Raw genomic sequence first — 18,374 nt, forward strand, 5'->3', positions numbered from 1 at the left:
GCGGCCGGCCACCTCGAAAAGGTGACCGGCCGGCGTCGTACTGCTTTTGACGCTGTTACCAGCCGCGCTCGGCGAGGCGGTGTGGCTGCGGGATTTCGTCGACGTTGATGCCGACCATGGCTTCGCCCAGGCCGCGGGAGGCCTTGGCGATCACGTCGGGGTCATCGAAGAAGGTGGTGGCCTTCACGACGGCGGCGGCGCGCTGGGCCGGGTTGCCGGACTTGAAGATGCCCGAGCCGACGAACACGCCGTCAGCGCCAAGCTGCATCATCATCGCAGCATCTGCCGGAGTGGCGATGCCGCCGGCGGTGAACAGCACGACGGGGAGCTTGCCGGTGGAGGCAACTTCCTTGACCAGGTCGTACGGTGCCTGCAGTTCCTTGGCCGCGACGTACAGCTCGTCCTCGGGCAGGGCGGCGAGCTTGAGGATCTCGGCGCGGATCTGGCGCATGTGCGTGGTGGCGTTGGAGACGTCGCCGGTGCCGGCCTCGCCCTTGGACCGGATCATGGCTGCGCCCTCGTTGATGCGGCGCAGGGCCTCACCGAGGTTGGTGGCACCGCACACGAACGGAACGGTGAAGTTCCACTTATCGATGTGGTTGGTGTAGTCGGCCGGGGTCAGGACCTCGGACTCGTCGATGTAGTCCACGCCGAGGGACTGCAGGACCTGGGCTTCGACGAAGTGGCCGATCCGGGCCTTGGCCATGACCGGTACGGACACGGCTTCGATGATCTTGTCGATCATGTCCGGATCGGACATGCGCGACACGCCGCCCTGGGCCCGGATATCGGCCGGAACACGTTCCAGCGCCATGACGGCCACGGCACCGGCGTCTTCGGCGATGCGGGCCTGTTCGACGTTGACGACGTCCATGATGACGCCGCCCTTGAGCATCTCTGCCATGCCGCGCTTCACGCGGTTGCTGCCCGTGACGCTGTTGGCGGACGAGCCGGCTTCGCTGCTTACATCAGGTGTAGACACAAAAACCCCTATGGGTAGCTAGATGTTACGTAGATCCGGTCTCTCGGTCCCGGCGCAGGCGGCGGCACAGACGGGAAAGCCACGCCGCGCACACACCGGATTACCGGATCCAATGACCAGGTACTGCTAATACTAGTCCCACGCCGCGACGCTGCTGAATTCGGGTTACCCCGGCGGTCCCGCCTGTTTCCACGGGCACTGCCGGACGGCGGCCAGAGCGGGCCGAAACCGTTCAGGCAGGCTGCTGCGAAGCCGTGCCGTTCGGCTCCTCCAGTGATTGCCGGTGCACGGTGGCGATCCGCTGGACAACGGTGACCAGGCTGGCGGCGGCGAGCAGGATCAGCGTCACCAGCAGAACTATGCTGGGGAGCCCGATCCCGGTGAATCCCGTCACCACGAGCACCGAAACCAGCCGTTCGGCACGTTCGGCTATGCCCACGTTGGCCTGGAACCCGAGGGCTTCGGCCTTGGCCCGCGCGTAGGAGACCACCATGCCAAGCACCAGGCACACGACGGCGGCGACGGCGATGGCGCGGTCCGCGCCTCCGGTGAAGTACCAGATGGCAAGGCCGGCAAACAGGGCGCCGTCGGCAACCCGGTCCAGGGTGGAATCCAGGAAGTTGCCCCAGCGGCCGCCGCGTTCCTGCAGGCGCGCCATGATGCCGTCCAGGACGTCGGAAAAGATGAAGGCCGTAATGAACAGGGTTCCCCACCACAGCTGACCCAGCGGATAGAACACCAGGGCGCCCACCACCACGCCGGCCGTGCCCACGATGGTGATGGCATCCGGGGAGACGCCGATTTTCAGGAGCCAGCGGGCAAGCGGCGAGAACAGCGCGGTGAAGAACCCCCGGGCGTGCCGGTTAAGCACGTTCGTCCTCGGGCCAGGCCTCGGCGACCTGCTGGCGGACCTCACCGAGCGTCTGCGTGATGGCTTTTGTCTGGGCGATGATGGGGAAGAAGTTTCCGTCCCCGCCCCAGCGCGGAACCACGTGCTGGTGCAGGTGCCCGGCAATTCCCGCGCCGCCGACAACGCCCTGGTTCATCCCGAGGTTGAAGCCGCCGGGATTGGCCACTTTCCGCAGGACCCGCATGGAGGTCTGCGTCAGCGCTGCGAACTCCGCCGTTTCCTCCACGGTCAGGTCCGTGTAGTCCGGCACATGGCGGTAGGGACAGATCAGCAGGTGTCCCGGGTTGTAGGGAAAGAGGTTCAGCACCACGTAGGCGGTTCGGCCGCGGTACACGATCAGGGAGTCGTCGTCGCTGCGCGCAGGGGCGACGCAGAAGGGGCAATCTTCCTCATTCTTGAACTGATGCTGGCCGCCCTTGATGTAGGCCATGCGGTGCGGAGTCCACAAGCGCTGGAAAGCGTCCGGAACTCCGGCCAGGCCGAAATCATCGGTCGCCTCGCCGTCGCCCGGATATCCCCCGCCAGCGCCTGTGGTCTCCTGCACGTCGTTTGCCTTCCGCTTCCGCTAGCTGGTCCGGTTGCGGACGGCTTCGACAATCCTCTGGACGGCCTCGGCCACCGGCACGCCGTTGTCCTGGCTGCCGTCGCGGAAGCGGAAGGAAACGGCTCCGGCTTCAGCGTCCTCGCCGCCGGCAATCAGGACGAACGGAATCTTGTCCTTGCTGGCGGTACGGATCTTCTTCGGGAAGCGGTCCGAGGAGATGTCCACCTCGGCCCGGATGCCGGCCGCCTTGAGCTGGCCGACGACGTCGAACATGTAGTCGTTGAACGCTTCGGCGACCGGGATGCCCACCACCTGCACGGGTGCCAGCCACGCCGGGAAGGCGCCGGCGTAGTGCTCGGTCAGCACACCCATGAACCGCTCCACGGAACCGAACAGGGCGCGGTGGATCATCACCGGGCGCTGGCGGGTGCCGTCGGCGGCCTGGAATTCGAGTTCGAAGCGCTCAGGCAGGTTGAAGTCGAGCTGGATGGTGGACATCTGCCAGGTACGGCCGAGGGCGTCCTTTGCCTGGACCGAGATCTTGGGGCCGTAGAACGCTGCTCCGCCCGGATCCGGGATGAGTTCCAGCCCGGAGGCTTCGGCCACCTCGGCGAGGGTCCGGGTTGCTTCCTCCCAGGTGGCGTCGTCGCCCACGAACTTGTCTTCGTTCTTGGTGGAGAGCTCCAGGTAGAAGTCGTCCAGGCCGTAGTCCTTGAGGAGGCCCAGCACGAAGTTCAGCGTGGTGGTGAGCTCGTCCTTCATCTGCTCACGGGTGCAGTAGATGTGGGCGTCGTCCTGTGTCATGCCGCGCACGCGGGTCAGGCCGTGCACCACGCCGGACTTTTCGTACCGGTACACGGAACCGAATTCGAAGAGCCGCAGGGGCAGTTCGCGGTACGAGCGTCCGCGCGAGCGGAAGATCAGGTTGTGCATGGGGCAATTCATCGGCTTCAGGTAGTAGTCCTGGCCGGGCTTGCGCACGCTGCCGTCCTCGTTCAGTTCCGCGTCGATGTGCATCGCCGGGAACATGCCCTCCTTGTACCAGTCCAGGTGGCCCGAGACTTCGTAGAGGTGCCCCTTGGTGATGTGGGGGGTGTAGACGAACTCGTAGCCGGCGTCCACGTGGCGCTGGCGGGAGTAGTCCTCCATAGCCTTGCGGATGATGCCGCCCTTGGGGTGGAACACCGGCAGGCCGGAACCCAGCTCGTCCGGGAAGGAGAACAGGTCGAGCTCGGCGCCCAGCTTGCGGTGGTCGCGGCGTTCGGCCTCGGCGATGCGCTCCTGGTAGGCCTTGAGGGCGTCCTTGGTGGGCCAGGCCGTGCCGTAGATGCGCTGCAGCTGCTGGTTGTTCTGGTTGCCCAGCCAGTAGGCGGCCGAGGACCTGGTCAGGGCGAAGGCGTTGGAGATGAGCTTGGTGTTGGGCAGGTGCGGGCCGCGGCACAGGTCGCACCAGACGGTGTCGCCGCTCTTGCGGTCAACGTTGTCGTAGATGGTGATGTCTCCGGCGCCCACCTCGACATTGACCCCTTCACCGGCGTCGGCGGCGTCGTTCTTCTTGCCCAGCAGTTCGAGCTTGTAGGGCTCGTCCTTCATGGCTTCGCGTGCCTCGTCCTCGGACACCACGCGGCGGACGAACTTCTGGTTCTGGTTGATGATCTTGAGCATCATCTTTTCCAGGGCCTTCAGGTCTTCCGGGGTGAACGGCTCGGCGACGTCGAAGTCGAAGTAGAAGCCGTCAGTTATGTAAGGCCCGATCCCGAGCTTGGCGTCAGGCCGCAGCTGCTGCACGGCCTGGGCCATGACGTGGGCGGTTGAGTGCCGGAGGACGTTGAGGCCGTCCGGGGAATCGATGGTGACACCTTCGATGTCCGCGCCTTCGGGGAGCGGCTGGTCAAGGTCTTTCAGTTCGCCGTTCACACGGGCGACTACGACGTCGCGGCGCTCAAAGAAGAGTTCCGCGCCGGTGGTCCCGGTAGTCACCTTGGTCTCTTCGCCGTCGACGATGAGGGTGATCTTCTGGGCATCTGACACGGGTGTCTCCTATTCAAAGTTAAGGCTTCGTAGCTTGTGGCGTACGGGGACCACAGCCAGCCTCGTCCATGCTATCGGTTGAGAGATAGGCCGACCAAAGCGGCACGTTGGGTTCACTGTTCCGCAGGGCAGGTCAGCTGCCCAGCCCGGTGATGGCCAGGTTACGGCTGATCCCGTCCAGCGGCCCCTGCAACTGCTGGTCCCGCTCCCGCTGGCCAGTGGATTGCTTTTCCGGGAACGGCAGGGTCTCGGGTCGGCTAAGGTCCCAGGCCATGCTGGCGCTGATGCTGATCCCGCGGGGTCCGGTCCGGCGGGTGTTGCCCCGGATGAGGAGCAGCCTGGTGCCGAACAGCAACGGGCCGGCCAGCTCCTGGGCTTCATGGAAGAACACCGAGTCAACGCAGCCGGTGCCGTCATCGATGCTGATGAACACGACCCGGCGGCCTCCCCGCATCGGCGGAGTCTGGGTGGCGATCCGCACACCGGCAACCAGCACTTCAGTGCCGTTCCGGAGCCCCAGGAGCTTATCGGCGGTGGTGACGCCCAACCGGTCCAGCAGGGGCCGGTGGCTGGACATCAGGTGTTCACTGACATCCACCGCCATCAGGTCAAGCTCGGCCCTGACGTTCTCCACCATGGTGGGTGCTGGAAGTTCGGCTTTCAGGTTCCTGAGTTCAACATCGCCCAGGGGCAGGGAGAGCTGGCCTTCGATGACCTCAACGCCTTTTTTGGAAGGACGGTTCTGGAGGGCCTGCAGGTGCTGGACGAGGTCAGCCCTGTTAGCGGCTCCCCCGGACTCCCGATGCAGTGTGTCGAACGCTCCCAGCTGGGCAAGCCGCTTGATGCTCGGTTTACTCAGACGGGAGCGGGCCCGAAGGTCGGCCAGCGAGTCATAGGGCTGACCGGAAACAATCCTTTTCAGTTCAGCGCCGGAGAGCCCGTAGATGCCGTTCAGGCTCAGCCGGATGCCGAGCTTCCCCCGGTCCGGCCCGGACCCGACCCGTTCCACGCGGTACTCCGCCTGGCTCTTGTTGATGTCGAGGGGGAGGATGGGGATCCCCAGCCGCCGCGCTTCGGCAACAAGGAGCCTCTTGGGGTACATGCCCGGATCGTGTTCCCACAGCCCGGCCAGGAAAGCCTCCGGATGGTGGGCCTTCAGCCAGGCCGACTGATAGGTGGGCACGGCGAAGGCTGCGCCGTGTGCCTTGCAGAAGCCAAAGCTGCCAAAGGCCTTCAGCGTTCCCCAGACCTTGTCCACTACATCCGGGGTGTAACCCTTCGCCCGGGCTTCCTTGCGGAAGAATTCCTCCACCTTGGGTTCAAGGAGTTCGTTCCCCAGGGCACGGCGGAATTCATCAGCCCTGGCCAGCCCGCACTTTGTCATGACGTCGAAGGTCTTCAGGATCTGTTCGTGGAAGACCGTCACGCCGTGGGTTTCCTTGAGCACGGGTATGAGATCCGGATGCGGATAGACCTCAGGCGCAAAACCGTGTCGGTGTTCCAGGAAGGGGCGCACCATGTCCGATTTCATGGGACCGGGCCGGAACAGCGAAATGTCGATGATGAGGTCGTTGAATTCCCTCGGGGCCATCTTGCCGATCAGTTCCCGCTGCCCAGGTGATTCGATCTGGAAACAGCCCAGCGTGTGGGTGCTTCGGATCAGTTCGTAGGTCGGTTCATCGTCCAGGGGTACGGCGTTGAGGTCGATGTGCCCGTCAGCGGCGATGTAATCCGGTCCGGTGCCTTCGGGCCCCACCGGGTGGACGCCTGCAGCCACTACCTCAGCCTTCGAGGGGTGCAGCCTGATGACCTCCCTGACGGCGAAGGCCATGGCGCTTTGCATCCGGACGCCGAGGACGTCCAGTTTGAGCATGCCCATCGGGTCCATGTCGTGCTTGTCGAACTGGCTCATGGGCAGGCCCAGTCCGCTGGGCTGGACGGGTGTCCGGTCCAGCAGGGTGGCGTCGCCAAGGATTACGCCACAGGGGTGCATGGAGATGTGCCTTGGCAGCCGGTCGAGCCTCTCGGTCAGGTCCACGAGCAGGTCCAGCTGCTGGTTTTCCGCGAAATCGCGCTGTTCCACCCGGCCCGCGAATTCCTTCAGCTCCGGTTTCTCCACCAGGGCCTCACGGAACTTCCGGGCCGAGAAACGCCACAACTGTTTGGCGATTTCGCCGATGTCGCCGTCGTCCATGCCCAGCGCCAGCCCGGCGTCGCGGACGGCACCGCGAGCGCGGTAGCCGTTCTGCATGCTCATGAGTGTGACCCGTTCCGCCCCGAAGCGGTCAAAGATCCTGCGGTAGACATTGTGCCGCTCGGCGCTTTCGACGTCGATATCGATATCCGGAAGGGTTGCCCTGTCGCGGGAGAGGAACCGTTCGAAAATGAGATCGTGCTGAAGCGGGTTCACCTGGCTGACATCGATCAGGTAGTTGACCAGGCTGGAGGCGCCGGAGCCCCTGGCGGCTGCCCTGACCCCCATGTCCAGGATCATTCGGGATACTTCCGCCACCGTGAGGAAGTAGGCTGCAAACCCCAGGTTTGCGATGATCTTCAGTTCGTGGTCCAGCCGTGCCCGCATTTGAGCTTCAGCCTCACCCGATATCCCGGGGAACCGCCGGCCGATACCCGCCTCGCAGCGCTGGGTCAGCTCAACCAGCGGGTCGCCGTCGATGCCGATGACGGCCGCTTCAGGAACAACAGGCTGCTTCCATCCCATGTCAGTGACGGGATCAATCCGGCAGCGGTCCGCGAGCGCTTCGGTTTGGCCCAGCAGCCGGGCGAGGTCTGTGGTGCCGTAGCCCGCGGCATGGATGATCTCCTTGCCGAGCTGGAGCATTTGGTCCGCAGATTTCAGCCAGCCCTGGCCGTTCGGCTGCAGCAGCGGCTCCGCGGTCAGCTCGGGGAGCGACTTCAGGGTGCGCGCTGAATCCAGGACATCAGCTGTGGCGGCCCCGTCCTCCGCGCAGTACCGCACGGCGTTGGTCAATACGGCGGGCACCCCGTGCTCGGCAGCGAGCTTGAGCATGCGCACGGCGTGTGCGGTGCTCAGCGGCTGGCCGGGGGCACTGAGGTGTGACACTACTTCTGCCGCCACTGTCCCCTTGGGCATACCGTCCAGCCACTGTTTGAACAGGGTGCGGGGACGAAGGTACCGGCGGCCGCCCATTGCCCTGCCGACGTCGGAATCCGGTCCGATCAGGACGGTCAGGACCGGCTCCAATGTCTCCGGATGCAGAGTCCGGGAGGCGAGTTCGGCGCGGGTCACCGCAACGGGAACTGCTCCCCCGGCTTTGCCGGAGGTGCGGGCATGGGCATCTGAAATAAGCCGGCAGAGGGCGCGGTAACCTGCACCCTTGTTGTGTCCGTGGGCGAGAACGACGACGCGGCCCGCGAGCTGGGTGCGGAGGTCGCCGCCGTCGTCGAAGACTGCAAGGTCAACCCCGACGACGGGATCCAGCCCCGCTGCCATGCAGGCTTTGAGGTGTTTGACAGTGCCGTACAGCCCGTCCCTGTCGGTGCAGGCCAGTGCCGTGGCACCGTCCGCGGCGGCCGACTGGGCGAGCTCGTCCGGCCAGGAGACCCCGTAGTGCGCGCTGAAGGCGGTGGAAACGTGGAGATGGGTGAAGCTCATGCTGATTGTGGCCGGAGGGCATCGTGGATCCGCAGCAGCCTCCAGCGTCCGCTGCCGATATTCCTGGTCAGGTCAAGGGTGAGGCTGCCTTCCGGGCCGGGCGCAGCCTTGGCGTCGGATAGCCGGACCTGGACACGCCAGATTTCGTGGTCAACCAGCCCCGGTCCGGTACCCAGCGGCGCCCGGGTTTCCTCTACCCACCATTGGCGCCGTTCATACCAGCGCACGGGTTCGGCGCAGACCGTGTAATGCCGGCCGGCCCAGGTGAGTTCCAGCGGCTCGCCGGCGGGGGTGCAGACGACATCGACACCCTCGCTGAACATGCCCATGGGCGCCTCCCGGAACAGCCCTCCCCGTCCCGCAACTGGTGACCGTGACGGGAGACAGGAAGAAACTTGAAATGATTCGGTTTATATGGTTCGTTCGAATATATCTTCGAATAAAACCAGTCTACGCCGGGGCGGTGACAAAACCTAGATCAGGGGTGGACGGACGGGAGCGCAAGGGGAAGGATGGAGCCATGAGCTCCCATAACGCACTCCTGAAGCACGTATCCATCGCCGCCAAGGACTCCACCTTGGTGGCGACTTTTGCTATTGACGGGAATATCCCCGGGTCGGGCGCCTATGTGGTGGGCCTTGTGGCGGCCACACCGGATCATTCCCATCAACGAAGAATGGGAATCGAGTTCATGAACGGCGAAGCCGTGTCCTTCTATTGCTTCAGCCATGACGGCACCGAGGAAAATTTTGACCTCAGCGGCGTGGAACATTCAGGCAGCACCATTACCGGGAACTTTCCCATGAGTACCGTCCTGGGGCTGGAGAAGGGTCATCTCATGACCGCTTTCAGCGAAGCCGACGGCAGGGACTACCAAGCCAACGTGCCGGTGGAGGAATCCCTCTAGATTCGCCCGGCAGAAAGACCGGCAAACGGACCCGTGCAACTGGCCGGGTCGAACGCCGCTAGTCGAACGCCGTTAGTTACTGGGCGTTGTGCACTTTCATCTCAAGTTCAGTGAAGGCCGTGATCATGGCACGGTAGGTCTTCTCCACGATGTCCGGGTCAATGTCCTTCTTCTCCGCGGCGGCACGGACATGCTCGATGACCTTCTCCACCCGGCCGGGTGCACGGACCTCTGCGTCATCGCCCTTGAGCGTGCCGGAAATCCGGATCAGGCGTTCACGGCGCGCAATCAGGGTGACGATCTGCTCATCTACTTCATCGACGGCCACGCGGACAGCTGCGAGCTGCTCCCTGTCGGCCTGGGCGTCTTTGTCGTGTCCGTGATTTGTGGGCATGTGCATGACAGTATCTAAGAATGCAGCCTCGAGTCGACTTCATTTCACTTGGCGTCCGCAGTGTTGACGCCGCACGCAGGTTCTACGTCAGCGGCCTTGGCTGGCCGGTGCACCGGGAAGTCCCCGGCGAAGTGGTGTTCATCCAGGCAAACCACGGCCTCATTCTTTCCCTCTGGGATGCTGGCCAGATGCAGGCAGAGGCCTCCGTGGACAGCCCTGCCGGGATCCCCTGCATCACCTTGAGCCACAACGTGGGCAGCGCCGCGGATGTGGACCGGGTCCTGGCCGAAGCCGAGGCCGCGGGAGCAACGATGGTGGGCCCGCCGAAAACCCAGCCGTGGGGCGGCTACACCGGATACTTCGCCGATCCGGACGGCTTCCGCTGGGAAATCGCCTTCAATCCCACGTGGACCGTTGACGCCGGCGGCACGGTGACGGTCTGACGCCCGCCCAGACTAACGCCCTCTGGACACCGCCCGCCTAGAACAGGCTTCCCACCGGCTGGATGAGTTCCGCTGAGTCGTTCTTGACGTTCCCGACGGCGGGGCCAACCGCATCGATCGTCCAGCCTTCCGCGACGTCGTGCGCCCCGGCCCGGACCAGGTCCACCAGCCCGGCGGCGTCATCGGCCTGGGGGTCCAGCCACGCCTCCATGGTGGTGCGGTCCATGGGGAGCGGCACCCTGTCGTGCAGGGCGGTGAGCTCGGCCAGCATTCCTCCGGCATAGCCTTCGGGCGGTGAGTCGGTGGTCATGATGGAGGTGGACAGCATCCAGCGCTGCGGGTCGCCCTCCGGCTTGGAGGGGTCCTTCCACCACTCATACAGCCCGGCAAACACCAGCGGCCGGCCGTCCTTCGGGTGGACGTAGTAGGGCTGCTTGCTGCGCCCCTCGCCCTTCCATTCGTAATAGCCGTCCGCCGGAACCGCGCACCGCCTAGACCTCGTTGCCTTGCGGAAAGCCGGCTTCTCCAGGACGCTCTCGCTCCGCGCATTGATCATTTTCGAGCCGATGGAAGGATCCTTGGCCCAGGACGGCACCAGCCCCCAGCGGGCCACGTGCAGCTGCCGGACCGGGCTGCCCTCGACCAGCCGCTCCAGCAGGATGGGCACGTCAGCGGTAGGAGCCACATTCCACGACGGCGGAACCGCCAGTTCCTCTTCCAGTTCGGCGTCAAACTCGGCCAGCAGGTCCCCGACGGCCCTGGCCATCACGTAGCGTCCACACATGGCACCAGCATGCCACCGCCCGCAGGCGGTGTCACCCGGCGTCACCCACGGCGACGGTCAGGGCCCGCCGCCGTGGGAATACCGGCCGTCGGGTTACGGTTGATGGGAAAGACATCAGCTTTGATTACGACGAGCAACAACGAGCTTGAGGAGAACTCCGTGGATTTCACTCCCGAATCCGGCACCATCACCATGTTTTCGACCACCTGGTGCGGTTACTGCAACCGGCTGAAGAAGCAGCTGGACGCCCAGGGCATCGGTTACACCGAGATCAACATCGAAGAAGTTGAAGGCACTGCCGATCTCGTGGAGCAGCTCAACGGAGGCAACCGGACCGTCCCCACCGTCCTCTTCCCGGACGGCACGGCCGCCACCAACCCGTCGGCGGCTGAGGTAAAGAGCCGGCTCGCGGCCTAAGCCCCGTCCGACGCAAAGGCTGTTCAAAAAGCAAGGCCGGGCACCTGTGTGCCCGGCCTAATGCATGTCCGCAGACCATGTCCGCCAACGCGTGACGGTTAGCCTCGCAGGCTGACGAAGTCCGCATACTCCAGCCGCGCGTATTCGGCATAGGTGTTAATGACCGCCGCTTCGACCGCCGCAACGTCGAGTCCGGGGACGAGGTCGTCGACGGCCCCTGCAGTGGACGGGTCCCAGTCCAGCCCCAGGGCGGCGTAGCTGGCTTCCAGCACACGGCGGATGGGCCCGGAGTTTTCCACCACGATGACCGAGCTGAACAGCCATCCGCCTGACACAACCCGCTGGGCTGTGCCGATCAGTTTGACCCTGTGCTGAGGATCTGCCGGGTCCTGGCCGTGGACGCTAAACTCCCCCGGGCAGTACTCACCCGGGATTTCGCCGACGGCGGCGTGGACACCCGCGCTGCGGAGGGCCTCGGCCAGCATCTCCCCGAAGAAGGCGAAACGCCCTTTGGCCCCCGCGATGGCGTCGGCATGCGGTTCCACGTGATCGACGATCAGTGTTCCCTCATGGTAGGCCGCGGCCCGGCCGCCGGCCTTCCGGACCAGCGGTTCAAAACCGAGCTCCCGGCAGGCCCGGGCCGCTGCCTCAAAGCCGGGAAGGTGAGCGTCGCGCTGGCCGAAGGCTACTGTGGGCGCCGGGCGGTACAGCCGCAGCGTCGGGCCGATCTTGCCGGTTTTGGCCAGGCCCAGCAGTTCAATGCCGAATTCCAGGTCCCGCGCCGCCCCCAGCGACTGTTCCTGCCGGACGATGGTCAGCGTGGCTGGTGCGCCGGCCGCGTGCTGCATCTTGCTAAGCTCCCTTATGGTCATTCTGCAATTCCTCGTGGTCGCCGCCGCGTTCGCCGTCATCGATGCCATCTGGCTCAAGACGATGAACCCGTTTTACCGCGGACAGATTGGTGAACTGCTGGCCGACCGGCCCCATCTAGGGTACGCGGTGGTGTTCTACGTGATCTACATTGCCGGCATCGTGTTCTTCGCCCTGCGTCCCACGCTCGACGGCGGCAGCTGGCTCAGCGCGGTGGGCTACGGCGCCGCGCTGGGCGCGTTCGCCTACGCCACGTACGACCTCACCAATGCCGCCACGCTGAAGACATGGCCGCTGCAGCTTATTGTTGTGGACATCCTCTGGGGCGCAGCTTTGACGGCCCTGGCTACGCTGGCCGGCTGGCTCGTCTTCCACAAGAGCTGAGCCCTGCGAAGCCGCGTTCCGTGGCTGCTACGTCCTGCGGATGGTCAGGATCTGTTCGGCGCGGCCGAAGGGCCCGCTAAGGTCGTGGAGCACCGTGGACGTCAGCCCGATGCCGTCTGCGCCGAAGGAGACCGCGTTGTCCAGGCCAAGCCAGTCGCCGGCAGGTTTCCGGTACATGTGGATCTGCAGGTCCAGGTTGGGGAAGGCGTAGCTGTCCCTGCCCGGAGGGACGCGAGCCGCTATTCCGTTCGCAGTGTCCACCAGCCCCATCAGCCGTGCCACGTCCCCGCTGTCAGCCGTGTCCGTGAGCGGATGCCCGGTGCGCAGCCAGACTTTCCCGGCGCCCGGGCGGTGTCCGTCCGCCACCCGCATTTCCAGGGAACGGATATAGCCTCCCGGCCAGACGCTGGCGCCGTCGTACGGTGAGCACTCGTCCGGCCCCGGAATCACGCCGTCTTCGACCGCTGCGACGGCGGCTGTATCAGACGTAATCATCCGCCACGCCGTGGCACGGATCGCCACGCGACCGTCCGCAACGAGTTCGGCCTGCAGCAGTTCGATGGTGCGTCCGGGCCGCAGCGTGGTGGTGACCACCTCGAACTCGCCGCCCGGGATCAGCCCCAGGATCTCGTAGCTCAGGCGCGCCATCCGGACATCGCTCCGCGGTTCGTGCCTATCCAGGCAATCCGCCATGAGACCTGATGCCGGCGCCATGTGCTGTTCGTGTTCGTTCCAGGCACCCTGGGCGTGAATGGTCGAACGGAAACGCCCGCCTCCCAGTGACTCGTAGTAGAAGTCGCCCTCGGCAAGTTCCGGAAGTGCTGCAGTCAACGTCGACCCTTTCGCATGGCTGGTGATGATCCCAGAACACACTATCGCTTGCTGCGGACCTCCGGCCTTCGGGTTGCGGCCGCCCGAGCGTCCTGCAGCCGGTCTCACAGCTTCCTCTTATCCTGACCCCATGGCCGGTATATGTCCCGAGCCTAGAAATAATGCATGACTCCTCTCAAGAACCAGCACCGTAAAGGCGGCCGCGTACGACGCGCCGTCGTCGCCGGGGCGGTCGCCCTCACACTCTCCGCAGGCGGGGCCACTGCGTGGGCACTGGACCGCTTTGTGGTCCAGCACGTGGAAATCTCGGACGTCTCCGCCTACCAGGCAAGCCAGGCGGGGACGACGGCAGGAACCACCAGTGATTCCACCAGCGAATCAAGCAGCACGACCGCCGTCACCACGGACACGTCCTACGTCTCTGACAGCTCCAACATCAATATCTCCACGGTGACCACCGGCAGCGGTGACAGCACTGTCACGTACTACGTTGCCGACGTCGAACTGGATGACGCCACCACCCTCCAGTCCGCGTTCGCCAACAAACAACAGCTTCGGCGGGAACATCACCGAAACCACCTCCGCGATCGCCGAAGACAACAACGCGGTGTTCGCCATCAACGGCGACTACTACGGCTTCCGCGACACCGGCATCGTGATCCGCAACGGCGTGGTGTTCCGCGACGAAGGCGCCCGGCAGGGCCTGGCCTTCTACCGCGACGGCACCGTCAAGGTCTACGACGAAACCGCCACCACCGCCGGGCAGCTCATGGCGGACGGCGTCTGGAACACTCTCTCGTTCGGCCCGTCCCTGCTGGACGACGGCGGGACCGCCGACGGCATCGGGGACGTGGAGGTGGACACCAACTTCGGCAACCACTCCATCCAGGGCGAGCAGCCCCGCACCGCCGTCGGCATCATCGACGGGAACCACCTGGTGTTCGTGGTGGTGGACGGCCGCAGCCCCGGTTACAGCTCCGGCGTGACCATGACCGGTCTGGCGCAGATCATGCAGGACCTCGGCGCCACCACGGCGTACAACGTCGACGGCGGCGGATCCTCCACCACGTACTTCAACGGGGAGCTGGTCAACAACCCGCTGGGCGAAAACAAGGAACGCGGCACCTCCGACATCCTCTACATCGCGCAGTAGGGGCCGGCCATGATCATCCTGATCCCGGCCTACGAGCCGGACCAGCAACTTCCCGCCCTGGTCCGCTCCATCCGGGACGCCGAACCGTGGGCAACCGTGGTGGTGGTTGATGACGGCAGCGGCCCCGCGTACCGTGACGTGTTCGACGGCGTCAGGGCGCTCGGGTGCCACCTCATCGGCTACACGCGCAACCGCGGAAAGGGCTTCGCACTCAAGACCGGCTTTTGGCTTCATCGCGGACCACCTGCCCGGCCAGGACGTGGTCTGCGCCGACAGCGACGGCCAGCACACCATCGTGGACATCCTTCGCGTGGCGGCCGCGGTCAGGAGTGACCCGGCACAGCCCGGCTCACCGGTCATGGTGCTGGGCACGCGAAGCTTCACCGGCAACGTCCCGGCCCGCAGCAGGCTTGGCAACAACGCCACGAGGCTGCTCTTCACCCTGGCCACCGGCGAGCGCTTTTCCGACACGCAGACAGGCCTCCGCGGCTACCCCGCCTCCATGCTCCCCTGGCTGCGGGCCGTCCACGGCGAGCGCTACGAGTACGAGCTGAATCTCCTGCTCGAGGCCAGGCGGGCCGGCTATGCCATCGAGGGCGTGGACATCGCCACGGTATACCTGGACCACAATTCCGGGTCGCACTTCAGGCCGCTGGCGGACTCCGCCCGGATCTATGCACCGCTGATCAAATTCCTGGCGTCCTCGTTCACGGCGTTCCTCGTGGACACCGTGATGTTCCTGATCCTCAACGCTGCCACCGACTCGCTCGTGCTTGCTGTGGTTGGCGCCCGGGCCGTGAGTTCCGCAGTCAACTTCGCAGTCAACCGCAGGCTGGTGTTCCGGCACGGCAGGGAGAAGCCTGCGGCGCAAACGGGCGTCGGCTACTTCAGCCTGGTACTGGTGCTGCTTGCCGCCAACTTCGGGCTCATCGCGGCCTTCGAAGCGGTTTCGCTGTCCCCGTTGGCCGCCAAGATCCTTGCTGAAAATCGCCACGCTTGCCGTCAGCTACGTGGTGCAGCAGCGGTTCCTCTTCGCAAAGAGCGCTGGCAAGGCCGCCGGGAAAACAGCGGATGAACGCGCGGAAAACACTCATATTCCGGCCTAGGTTCCGTCACAGCACCAGCACAGTTTGGCCGTGGATCGTAAAGACCAATCCACCCATCAGATTCCGGAGAACCCCATGACACCGCTCATTCTTATTGCCGCCGACCTGGCCGCCATCAGCATCCTGACCTTCGCCCTCTACCTGCGCCGGCACCGGCGCCGCGACCTGGTGGTGTCCTACCTCGGCATGAACGTCGGCGTCATGGCCGTGGCCGCCGCACTCTCCGGATCTGCCGCCGGCGTCGGCCTGGGACTCGGCCTCTTCGGGGTGCTGTCCATCATCCGGCTCCGCTCCACCGAACTTGCCCAGCACGAGGTTGCGTACTACTTCTCCGCCCTGGCCCTTGGCCTGATCGCCGGTCTCGGGATCGACCCCGTGTGGCTGCCGCTGGTGCTGATGGCCATGATCCTGCTGGTCATGTTTGTGGGCGACCACTCACGGGTCCTGCCGGCATACCGCCACCAGACAGTGATCCTGGACCGTGCCATCGCCGTGGAGGAGGAACTGTACGCCCGGCTCGAAGAGGTGGTCCAGGGCAAGGTCCACTCGGCCACCGTGCAGGAGCTGGACCTCGTCAACGACAAGACAATCGTCGACGTGCGTTACGCCTACATTCCGGCAGCATTCCCCGCCGGTTCGACCGACTCCGCCGCTTTGGAATTCCCGTCAGCCGGGACAGGGGTCATGGAACCGCCAGTCCTCTCCCCGTTCCCGACGGCGGCTGCCCGCCACGCTGCGGACCCGGCGCCGGCTGTGCCTGCCGGCCGTGCGGCCGACCCCGTCCATGCCTCGGCAGCTGCGGCGTGAGCGCCCCGGTACAAGCCGGCGTCCTGGGAACCCTGCGCCTGCTGCCGCCGGTCGGGCTGGACGAACTAAATGCCGAAGCCGCGCTGCAGACCCGGGTGGACCGCAAGTACGTGGTCCCCGAGACGCTGGCACAGCAGCTCCTGGCCACGTTCGACGCCGAGGTCCGGGTGTTGGAGATGGACGGCTCCCGCTGCTTCGCCTACGACTCCGTGTACTTCGACACCGAGCAGCTGGACAGCTACCTGCTGGCAGCCCACGGCCGCCGGCGCCGCTACAAGGTCCGCACCAGGACCTATGTGGACAGCGCGATCAGCTTCCTGGAGGTCAAAACGGAAGGCGCCCGCGAGGCCACGGTCAAGGAACGCATCCCCTACGAGCTCACCGACCGCACCCGGCTGACGGCCGAAGGCCTGGACTACGTCCAGGAAACCCTCGCCGCCGCAGTGGGCGATGTGCCCTCCGGACCGCTGGGGCCCGTGCTGGAGACCCGCTACTTCCGTACCACCCTGTACCTGCCCGAATCCGGGAGCCGGGCCACCCTCGATACGGATGTCACCTGGCAGCGCCCCGGCCAGCAGGCATGGGTCCTGGACGGCGCCGTAATCCTCGAGACCAAGTCCGGATCGACGGCCGGCCCGCTGGACCGGCATCTCTGGGCCTACGGAGTGCGGCCGTCCCGGATCTCCAAGTTCGCCACCGGAATGGCGGCGCTTTGCCCGGACCTGCCGGCCAACCGCTGGAACCGGACACTGCGCCGGGACCTGGCCCTCCGCCCCGCCGCCTGATCCCTACACCCCCACCTGGGACGCGGTGTCCGAAGTGGCCGTGACCCTGGCGGAGGGCGCCAGCTCGGTGGCATCAGGTTCGTCGGACGCTGTGAAGGTCGACGGCGACACAGTCACCATCAGCGCGGCCGGAACCTACCGCCTGAGCGGGTCACTGTCGGACGGGCAAGTAGTGGTGGCCGCTGGCGAGGAAGACGTAGTGCGCATCATCCTCGACGGCGCGGACGTAACCAGCTCCACCGGATCCCCGTTCGTGGTGCAGAGCGCCAACGAAGCAATCGTGTTCCTGGAGGACGGCACGTCCAATGCCCTAAGCGACGCTGCAACGTACGCAGACCAGGGCGAGGACGCACCCAACTCGGCGCTCTACTCCATGGCCGACCTCACCGTCGCCGGCGCCGGCTCGCTCGCAGTGGACGTCAACTACAACGACGGCATCTCCGCCAAGGACGGCCTGGTGCTGGCAGCAGGAACCGTGAAAGTGGACGCGGCGGACGACGGCATCGTAGGCAAGGACTACGCCGTCCTCCTCGACGGTGCCTTCCAGGTCACGGCCGGCGACGACGGCTTCACATCGGACAACGAGGAGGACGAAGGCCGCGGCTGGGTACTCATCAACGGAGGTACCCTCAACGTGAGCGCCGGGGACGACGGCATCAAGGCGTTCAATACTCTCACCATCGCCGCCGGCACCGCCACGGTGGAGGAGTCCGAAGAAGGCCTGGAAGCCCAGCACATCGTGATGTCCGGGGGCACGGCCAACGTCACGTCCAACGACGACGGCGTCAACGCGTCCGGCGGCAGCACCGGAACCACCGATTCGCAGGGCGGAATGGGCGGCGGCGGCATGGGGGTGGCGAGATGGCCGCGGGCGATTACACGGTGGAAGTCACCGGCGGCTCGCTCACCATCAATTCGCAGGGCGACGGCCTGGACTCCAACGGCAACGCCACGATCAGCGGCGGCACGGTAGTGGTCAACGGACCCACCAACGACGGCAATGGCGCACTGGACGTCAACGGCGAACTCGTGGTCAACGGCGGAACCGTGGCGGCCGCGGGAAGCTCAAGCATGGCGGTCACTCCCGGAACGTCCTCATCACAGTCCGGAGTTCAGCTGACCTTCGGCTCTGCCCGGCCGGCCGGCACCACCATCCAGCTGGCGGATTCCAGCAGCGCGGTGGTGGCGACGTTCGTGACAGCGAAGCAGGCAGCTTCACTGGTCTTCACCTCCGCAGCCATCACAGCCGGTGAGGAGTACACGGTCTACACCGGCGGGACCGCCCAGGTCACTGCCGGCATCGGCGAAGGAATGCTCGACGGCGCACAACAGCAGGGCACCGTCACCGCCGGCGAATACACGGCGGCCCGAGGTCCCGGCGGCCGCTGACCG

20 protein-coding genes and 1 pseudogene are annotated in these 18,374 nt (G+C 65.5%); 11 read left to right on the top strand and 10 right to left on the bottom strand.

The window, feature by feature from the left end:
• Nucleotides 1-55 precede the first annotated feature (55 nt).
• The 6 genes from pdxS to J2S97_RS05930 form a co-directional block, all read right to left on the bottom strand.
• Nucleotides 56-982, bottom strand: a complete 927-nt coding sequence (pdxS, locus tag J2S97_RS05905; RefSeq protein WP_307047444.1) for a pyridoxal 5'-phosphate synthase lyase subunit PdxS — start codon at nucleotides 980-982, stop codon at nucleotides 56-58.
• 232 nt (nucleotides 983-1,214) lie between these two features.
• The gene (gene pgsA, locus J2S97_RS05910; protein ID WP_307047446.1) at nucleotides 1,215-1,853 is read right to left on the bottom strand and encodes a phosphatidylinositol phosphate synthase; all 639 of its coding nucleotides are present in this window, start codon (nucleotides 1,851-1,853) and stop codon (nucleotides 1,215-1,217) included.
• Entirely contained in the window at nucleotides 1,846-2,436 is a 591-nt protein-coding gene (locus J2S97_RS05915) for an HIT family protein (protein WP_104173040.1), read from the bottom strand. Before J2S97_RS05915 ends, pgsA begins: the two co-directional genes overlap by 8 nt.
• A gap of 21 nt (nucleotides 2,437-2,457) precedes the next feature.
• Nucleotides 2,458-4,467 (bottom strand): threonine--tRNA ligase, encoded by a 2,010-nt coding sequence (gene thrS, locus J2S97_RS05920; protein WP_307047449.1) that lies wholly within the window; start codon nucleotides 4,465-4,467, stop codon nucleotides 2,458-2,460.
• A 133-nt stretch (nucleotides 4,468-4,600) separates the two neighbouring features.
• Complete coding sequence (locus tag J2S97_RS05925) at nucleotides 4,601-8,101, bottom strand: DNA polymerase III subunit alpha (RefSeq protein ID WP_307047451.1); 3,501 nt, start codon at nucleotides 8,099-8,101, stop codon at nucleotides 4,601-4,603.
• The gene (locus J2S97_RS05930) at nucleotides 8,098-8,430 is read right to left on the bottom strand and encodes a DUF6504 family protein (RefSeq protein WP_307047453.1); all 333 of its coding nucleotides are present in this window, start codon (nucleotides 8,428-8,430) and stop codon (nucleotides 8,098-8,100) included. Before J2S97_RS05930 ends, J2S97_RS05925 begins: the two co-directional genes overlap by 4 nt.
• A gap of 191 nt (nucleotides 8,431-8,621) precedes the next feature.
• Between J2S97_RS05930 and J2S97_RS05935 the strand changes: the two genes are divergently transcribed.
• Nucleotides 8,622-9,008, top strand: coding sequence for a hypothetical protein (locus tag J2S97_RS05935; RefSeq protein WP_307047455.1), 387 nt, complete (start codon nucleotides 8,622-8,624; stop codon nucleotides 9,006-9,008).
• A gap of 76 nt (nucleotides 9,009-9,084) precedes the next feature.
• On the opposite strand, the gene J2S97_RS05940 is transcribed toward J2S97_RS05935, so the two are convergent.
• Entirely contained in the window at nucleotides 9,085-9,408 is a 324-nt protein-coding gene (locus J2S97_RS05940) for a chorismate mutase (RefSeq protein ID WP_307047458.1), read from the bottom strand.
• Nucleotides 9,409-9,422: 14 nt separating this feature from the next.
• On the opposite strand from J2S97_RS05940, the gene J2S97_RS05945 reads away from it, so the two are divergent.
• Nucleotides 9,423-9,845 (top strand): VOC family protein, encoded by a 423-nt coding sequence (locus J2S97_RS05945; protein WP_307047460.1) that lies wholly within the window; start codon nucleotides 9,423-9,425, stop codon nucleotides 9,843-9,845.
• Between the two features lie 37 nt (nucleotides 9,846-9,882).
• On the opposite strand, the gene J2S97_RS05950 is transcribed toward J2S97_RS05945, so the two are convergent.
• The gene (locus tag J2S97_RS05950) at nucleotides 9,883-10,611 is read right to left on the bottom strand and encodes an SOS response-associated peptidase (protein WP_307047784.1); all 729 of its coding nucleotides are present in this window, start codon (nucleotides 10,609-10,611) and stop codon (nucleotides 9,883-9,885) included.
• Nucleotides 10,612-10,788: 177 nt separating this feature from the next.
• Between J2S97_RS05950 and J2S97_RS05955 the strand changes: the two genes are divergently transcribed.
• Nucleotides 10,789-11,046, top strand: a complete 258-nt coding sequence (locus J2S97_RS05955) for a mycoredoxin (protein WP_011692168.1) — start codon at nucleotides 10,789-10,791, stop codon at nucleotides 11,044-11,046.
• A gap of 98 nt (nucleotides 11,047-11,144) precedes the next feature.
• Here J2S97_RS05955 and J2S97_RS05960 read toward each other — a convergent pair whose 3' ends face one another.
• Nucleotides 11,145-11,894 carry a lipoate--protein ligase family protein gene (locus tag J2S97_RS05960; protein ID WP_373460510.1) on the bottom strand — a complete coding sequence of 250 codons (750 nt, stop codon included), beginning with the start codon at nucleotides 11,892-11,894 and terminating at the stop codon, nucleotides 11,145-11,147.
• A gap of 16 nt (nucleotides 11,895-11,910) precedes the next feature.
• Here J2S97_RS05960 and J2S97_RS05965 point away from each other — a divergent pair, with 16 nt between their 5' ends.
• Entirely contained in the window at nucleotides 11,911-12,300 is a 390-nt protein-coding gene (locus J2S97_RS05965; protein WP_307047464.1) for a DUF2177 family protein, read from the top strand.
• Between the two features lie 27 nt (nucleotides 12,301-12,327).
• On the opposite strand, the gene J2S97_RS05970 is transcribed toward J2S97_RS05965, so the two are convergent.
• A complete protein-coding gene (locus tag J2S97_RS05970) occupies nucleotides 12,328-13,131 on the bottom strand; it encodes a thioesterase family protein (RefSeq protein WP_307047466.1) in 804 nt (267 codons plus the stop codon).
• A 165-nt stretch (nucleotides 13,132-13,296) separates the two neighbouring features.
• Between J2S97_RS05970 and J2S97_RS05975 the strand changes: the two are divergent.
• From J2S97_RS05975 to J2S97_RS06005, 7 genes and pseudogenes are all read left to right on the top strand, one after another.
• Nucleotides 13,297-14,284: pseudogene (locus J2S97_RS05975) on the top strand (phosphodiester glycosidase family protein).
• A 9-nt stretch (nucleotides 14,285-14,293) separates the two neighbouring features.
• Nucleotides 14,294-14,617, top strand: coding sequence for a glycosyltransferase (locus J2S97_RS05980; protein ID WP_307047468.1), 324 nt, complete (start codon nucleotides 14,294-14,296; stop codon nucleotides 14,615-14,617).
• Nucleotides 14,580-15,359, top strand: coding sequence for a GtrA family protein (locus tag J2S97_RS05985; RefSeq protein WP_307047469.1), 780 nt, complete (start codon nucleotides 14,580-14,582; stop codon nucleotides 15,357-15,359). The genes J2S97_RS05980 and J2S97_RS05985 overlap by 38 nt, the downstream gene beginning before the upstream one ends.
• Before the next feature lie 106 nt (nucleotides 15,360-15,465).
• Nucleotides 15,466-16,197 carry a DUF4956 domain-containing protein gene (locus J2S97_RS05990; RefSeq protein ID WP_307047786.1) on the top strand — a complete coding sequence of 244 codons (732 nt, stop codon included), beginning with the start codon at nucleotides 15,466-15,468 and terminating at the stop codon, nucleotides 16,195-16,197.
• The gene (locus J2S97_RS05995; RefSeq protein WP_307047470.1) at nucleotides 16,194-16,982 is read left to right on the top strand and encodes a polyphosphate polymerase domain-containing protein; all 789 of its coding nucleotides are present in this window, start codon (nucleotides 16,194-16,196) and stop codon (nucleotides 16,980-16,982) included. Before J2S97_RS05990 ends, J2S97_RS05995 begins: the two co-directional genes overlap by 4 nt.
• Nucleotides 16,983-17,007: 25 nt before the next feature.
• Entirely contained in the window at nucleotides 17,008-17,955 is a 948-nt protein-coding gene (locus J2S97_RS06000) for a carbohydrate-binding domain-containing protein (protein WP_307047473.1), read from the top strand.
• Nucleotides 17,844-18,371, top strand: a complete 528-nt coding sequence (locus J2S97_RS06005; protein WP_307047475.1) for a hypothetical protein — start codon at nucleotides 17,844-17,846, stop codon at nucleotides 18,369-18,371. The genes J2S97_RS06000 and J2S97_RS06005 overlap by 112 nt, the downstream gene beginning before the upstream one ends.
• The last annotated feature ends 3 nt before the right edge of the window (nucleotides 18,372-18,374 follow it).

The sequence above is a fragment of the Arthrobacter oryzae genome (assembly GCF_030812315.1).
Lineage (GTDB): Bacteria > Actinomycetota > Actinomycetes > Actinomycetales > Micrococcaceae > Arthrobacter > Arthrobacter oryzae_B.

Excerpts from the sequence above, each read along its gene's own strand:
- J2S97_RS05925 (WP_307047451.1), bottom strand. The coding sequence starts at position 8,101 with ATGAGCTTCACCCATCTCCACGTTTCCACCGCCTTCAGCGCGCACTAC.
- J2S97_RS05930 (WP_307047453.1), bottom strand. The coding sequence starts at position 8,430 with ATGGGCATGTTCAGCGAGGGTGTCGATGTCGTCTGCACCCCCGCCGGC.
- J2S97_RS05935 (WP_307047455.1), top strand. The coding sequence starts at position 8,622 with ATGAGCTCCCATAACGCACTCCTGAAGCACGTATCCATCGCCGCCAAG.
- J2S97_RS05940 (WP_307047458.1), bottom strand. The coding sequence starts at position 9,408 with ATGCACATGCCCACAAATCACGGACACGACAAAGACGCCCAGGCCGAC.
- J2S97_RS05945 (WP_307047460.1), top strand. The coding sequence starts at position 9,423 with ATGCAGCCTCGAGTCGACTTCATTTCACTTGGCGTCCGCAGTGTTGAC.
- J2S97_RS05950 (WP_307047784.1), bottom strand. The coding sequence starts at position 10,611 with ATGGCCAGGGCCGTCGGGGACCTGCTGGCCGAGTTTGACGCCGAACTG.
- J2S97_RS05960 (WP_373460510.1), bottom strand. The coding sequence starts at position 11,894 with ATGCAGCACGCGGCCGGCGCACCAGCCACGCTGACCATCGTCCGGCAG.
- J2S97_RS05965 (WP_307047464.1), top strand. The coding sequence starts at position 11,911 with ATGGTCATTCTGCAATTCCTCGTGGTCGCCGCCGCGTTCGCCGTCATC.
- J2S97_RS05980 (WP_307047468.1), top strand. The coding sequence starts at position 14,294 with ATGATCATCCTGATCCCGGCCTACGAGCCGGACCAGCAACTTCCCGCC.
- J2S97_RS05990 (WP_307047786.1), top strand. The coding sequence starts at position 15,466 with ATGACACCGCTCATTCTTATTGCCGCCGACCTGGCCGCCATCAGCATC.
- J2S97_RS06005 (WP_307047475.1), top strand. The coding sequence starts at position 17,844 with ATGGCCGCGGGCGATTACACGGTGGAAGTCACCGGCGGCTCGCTCACC.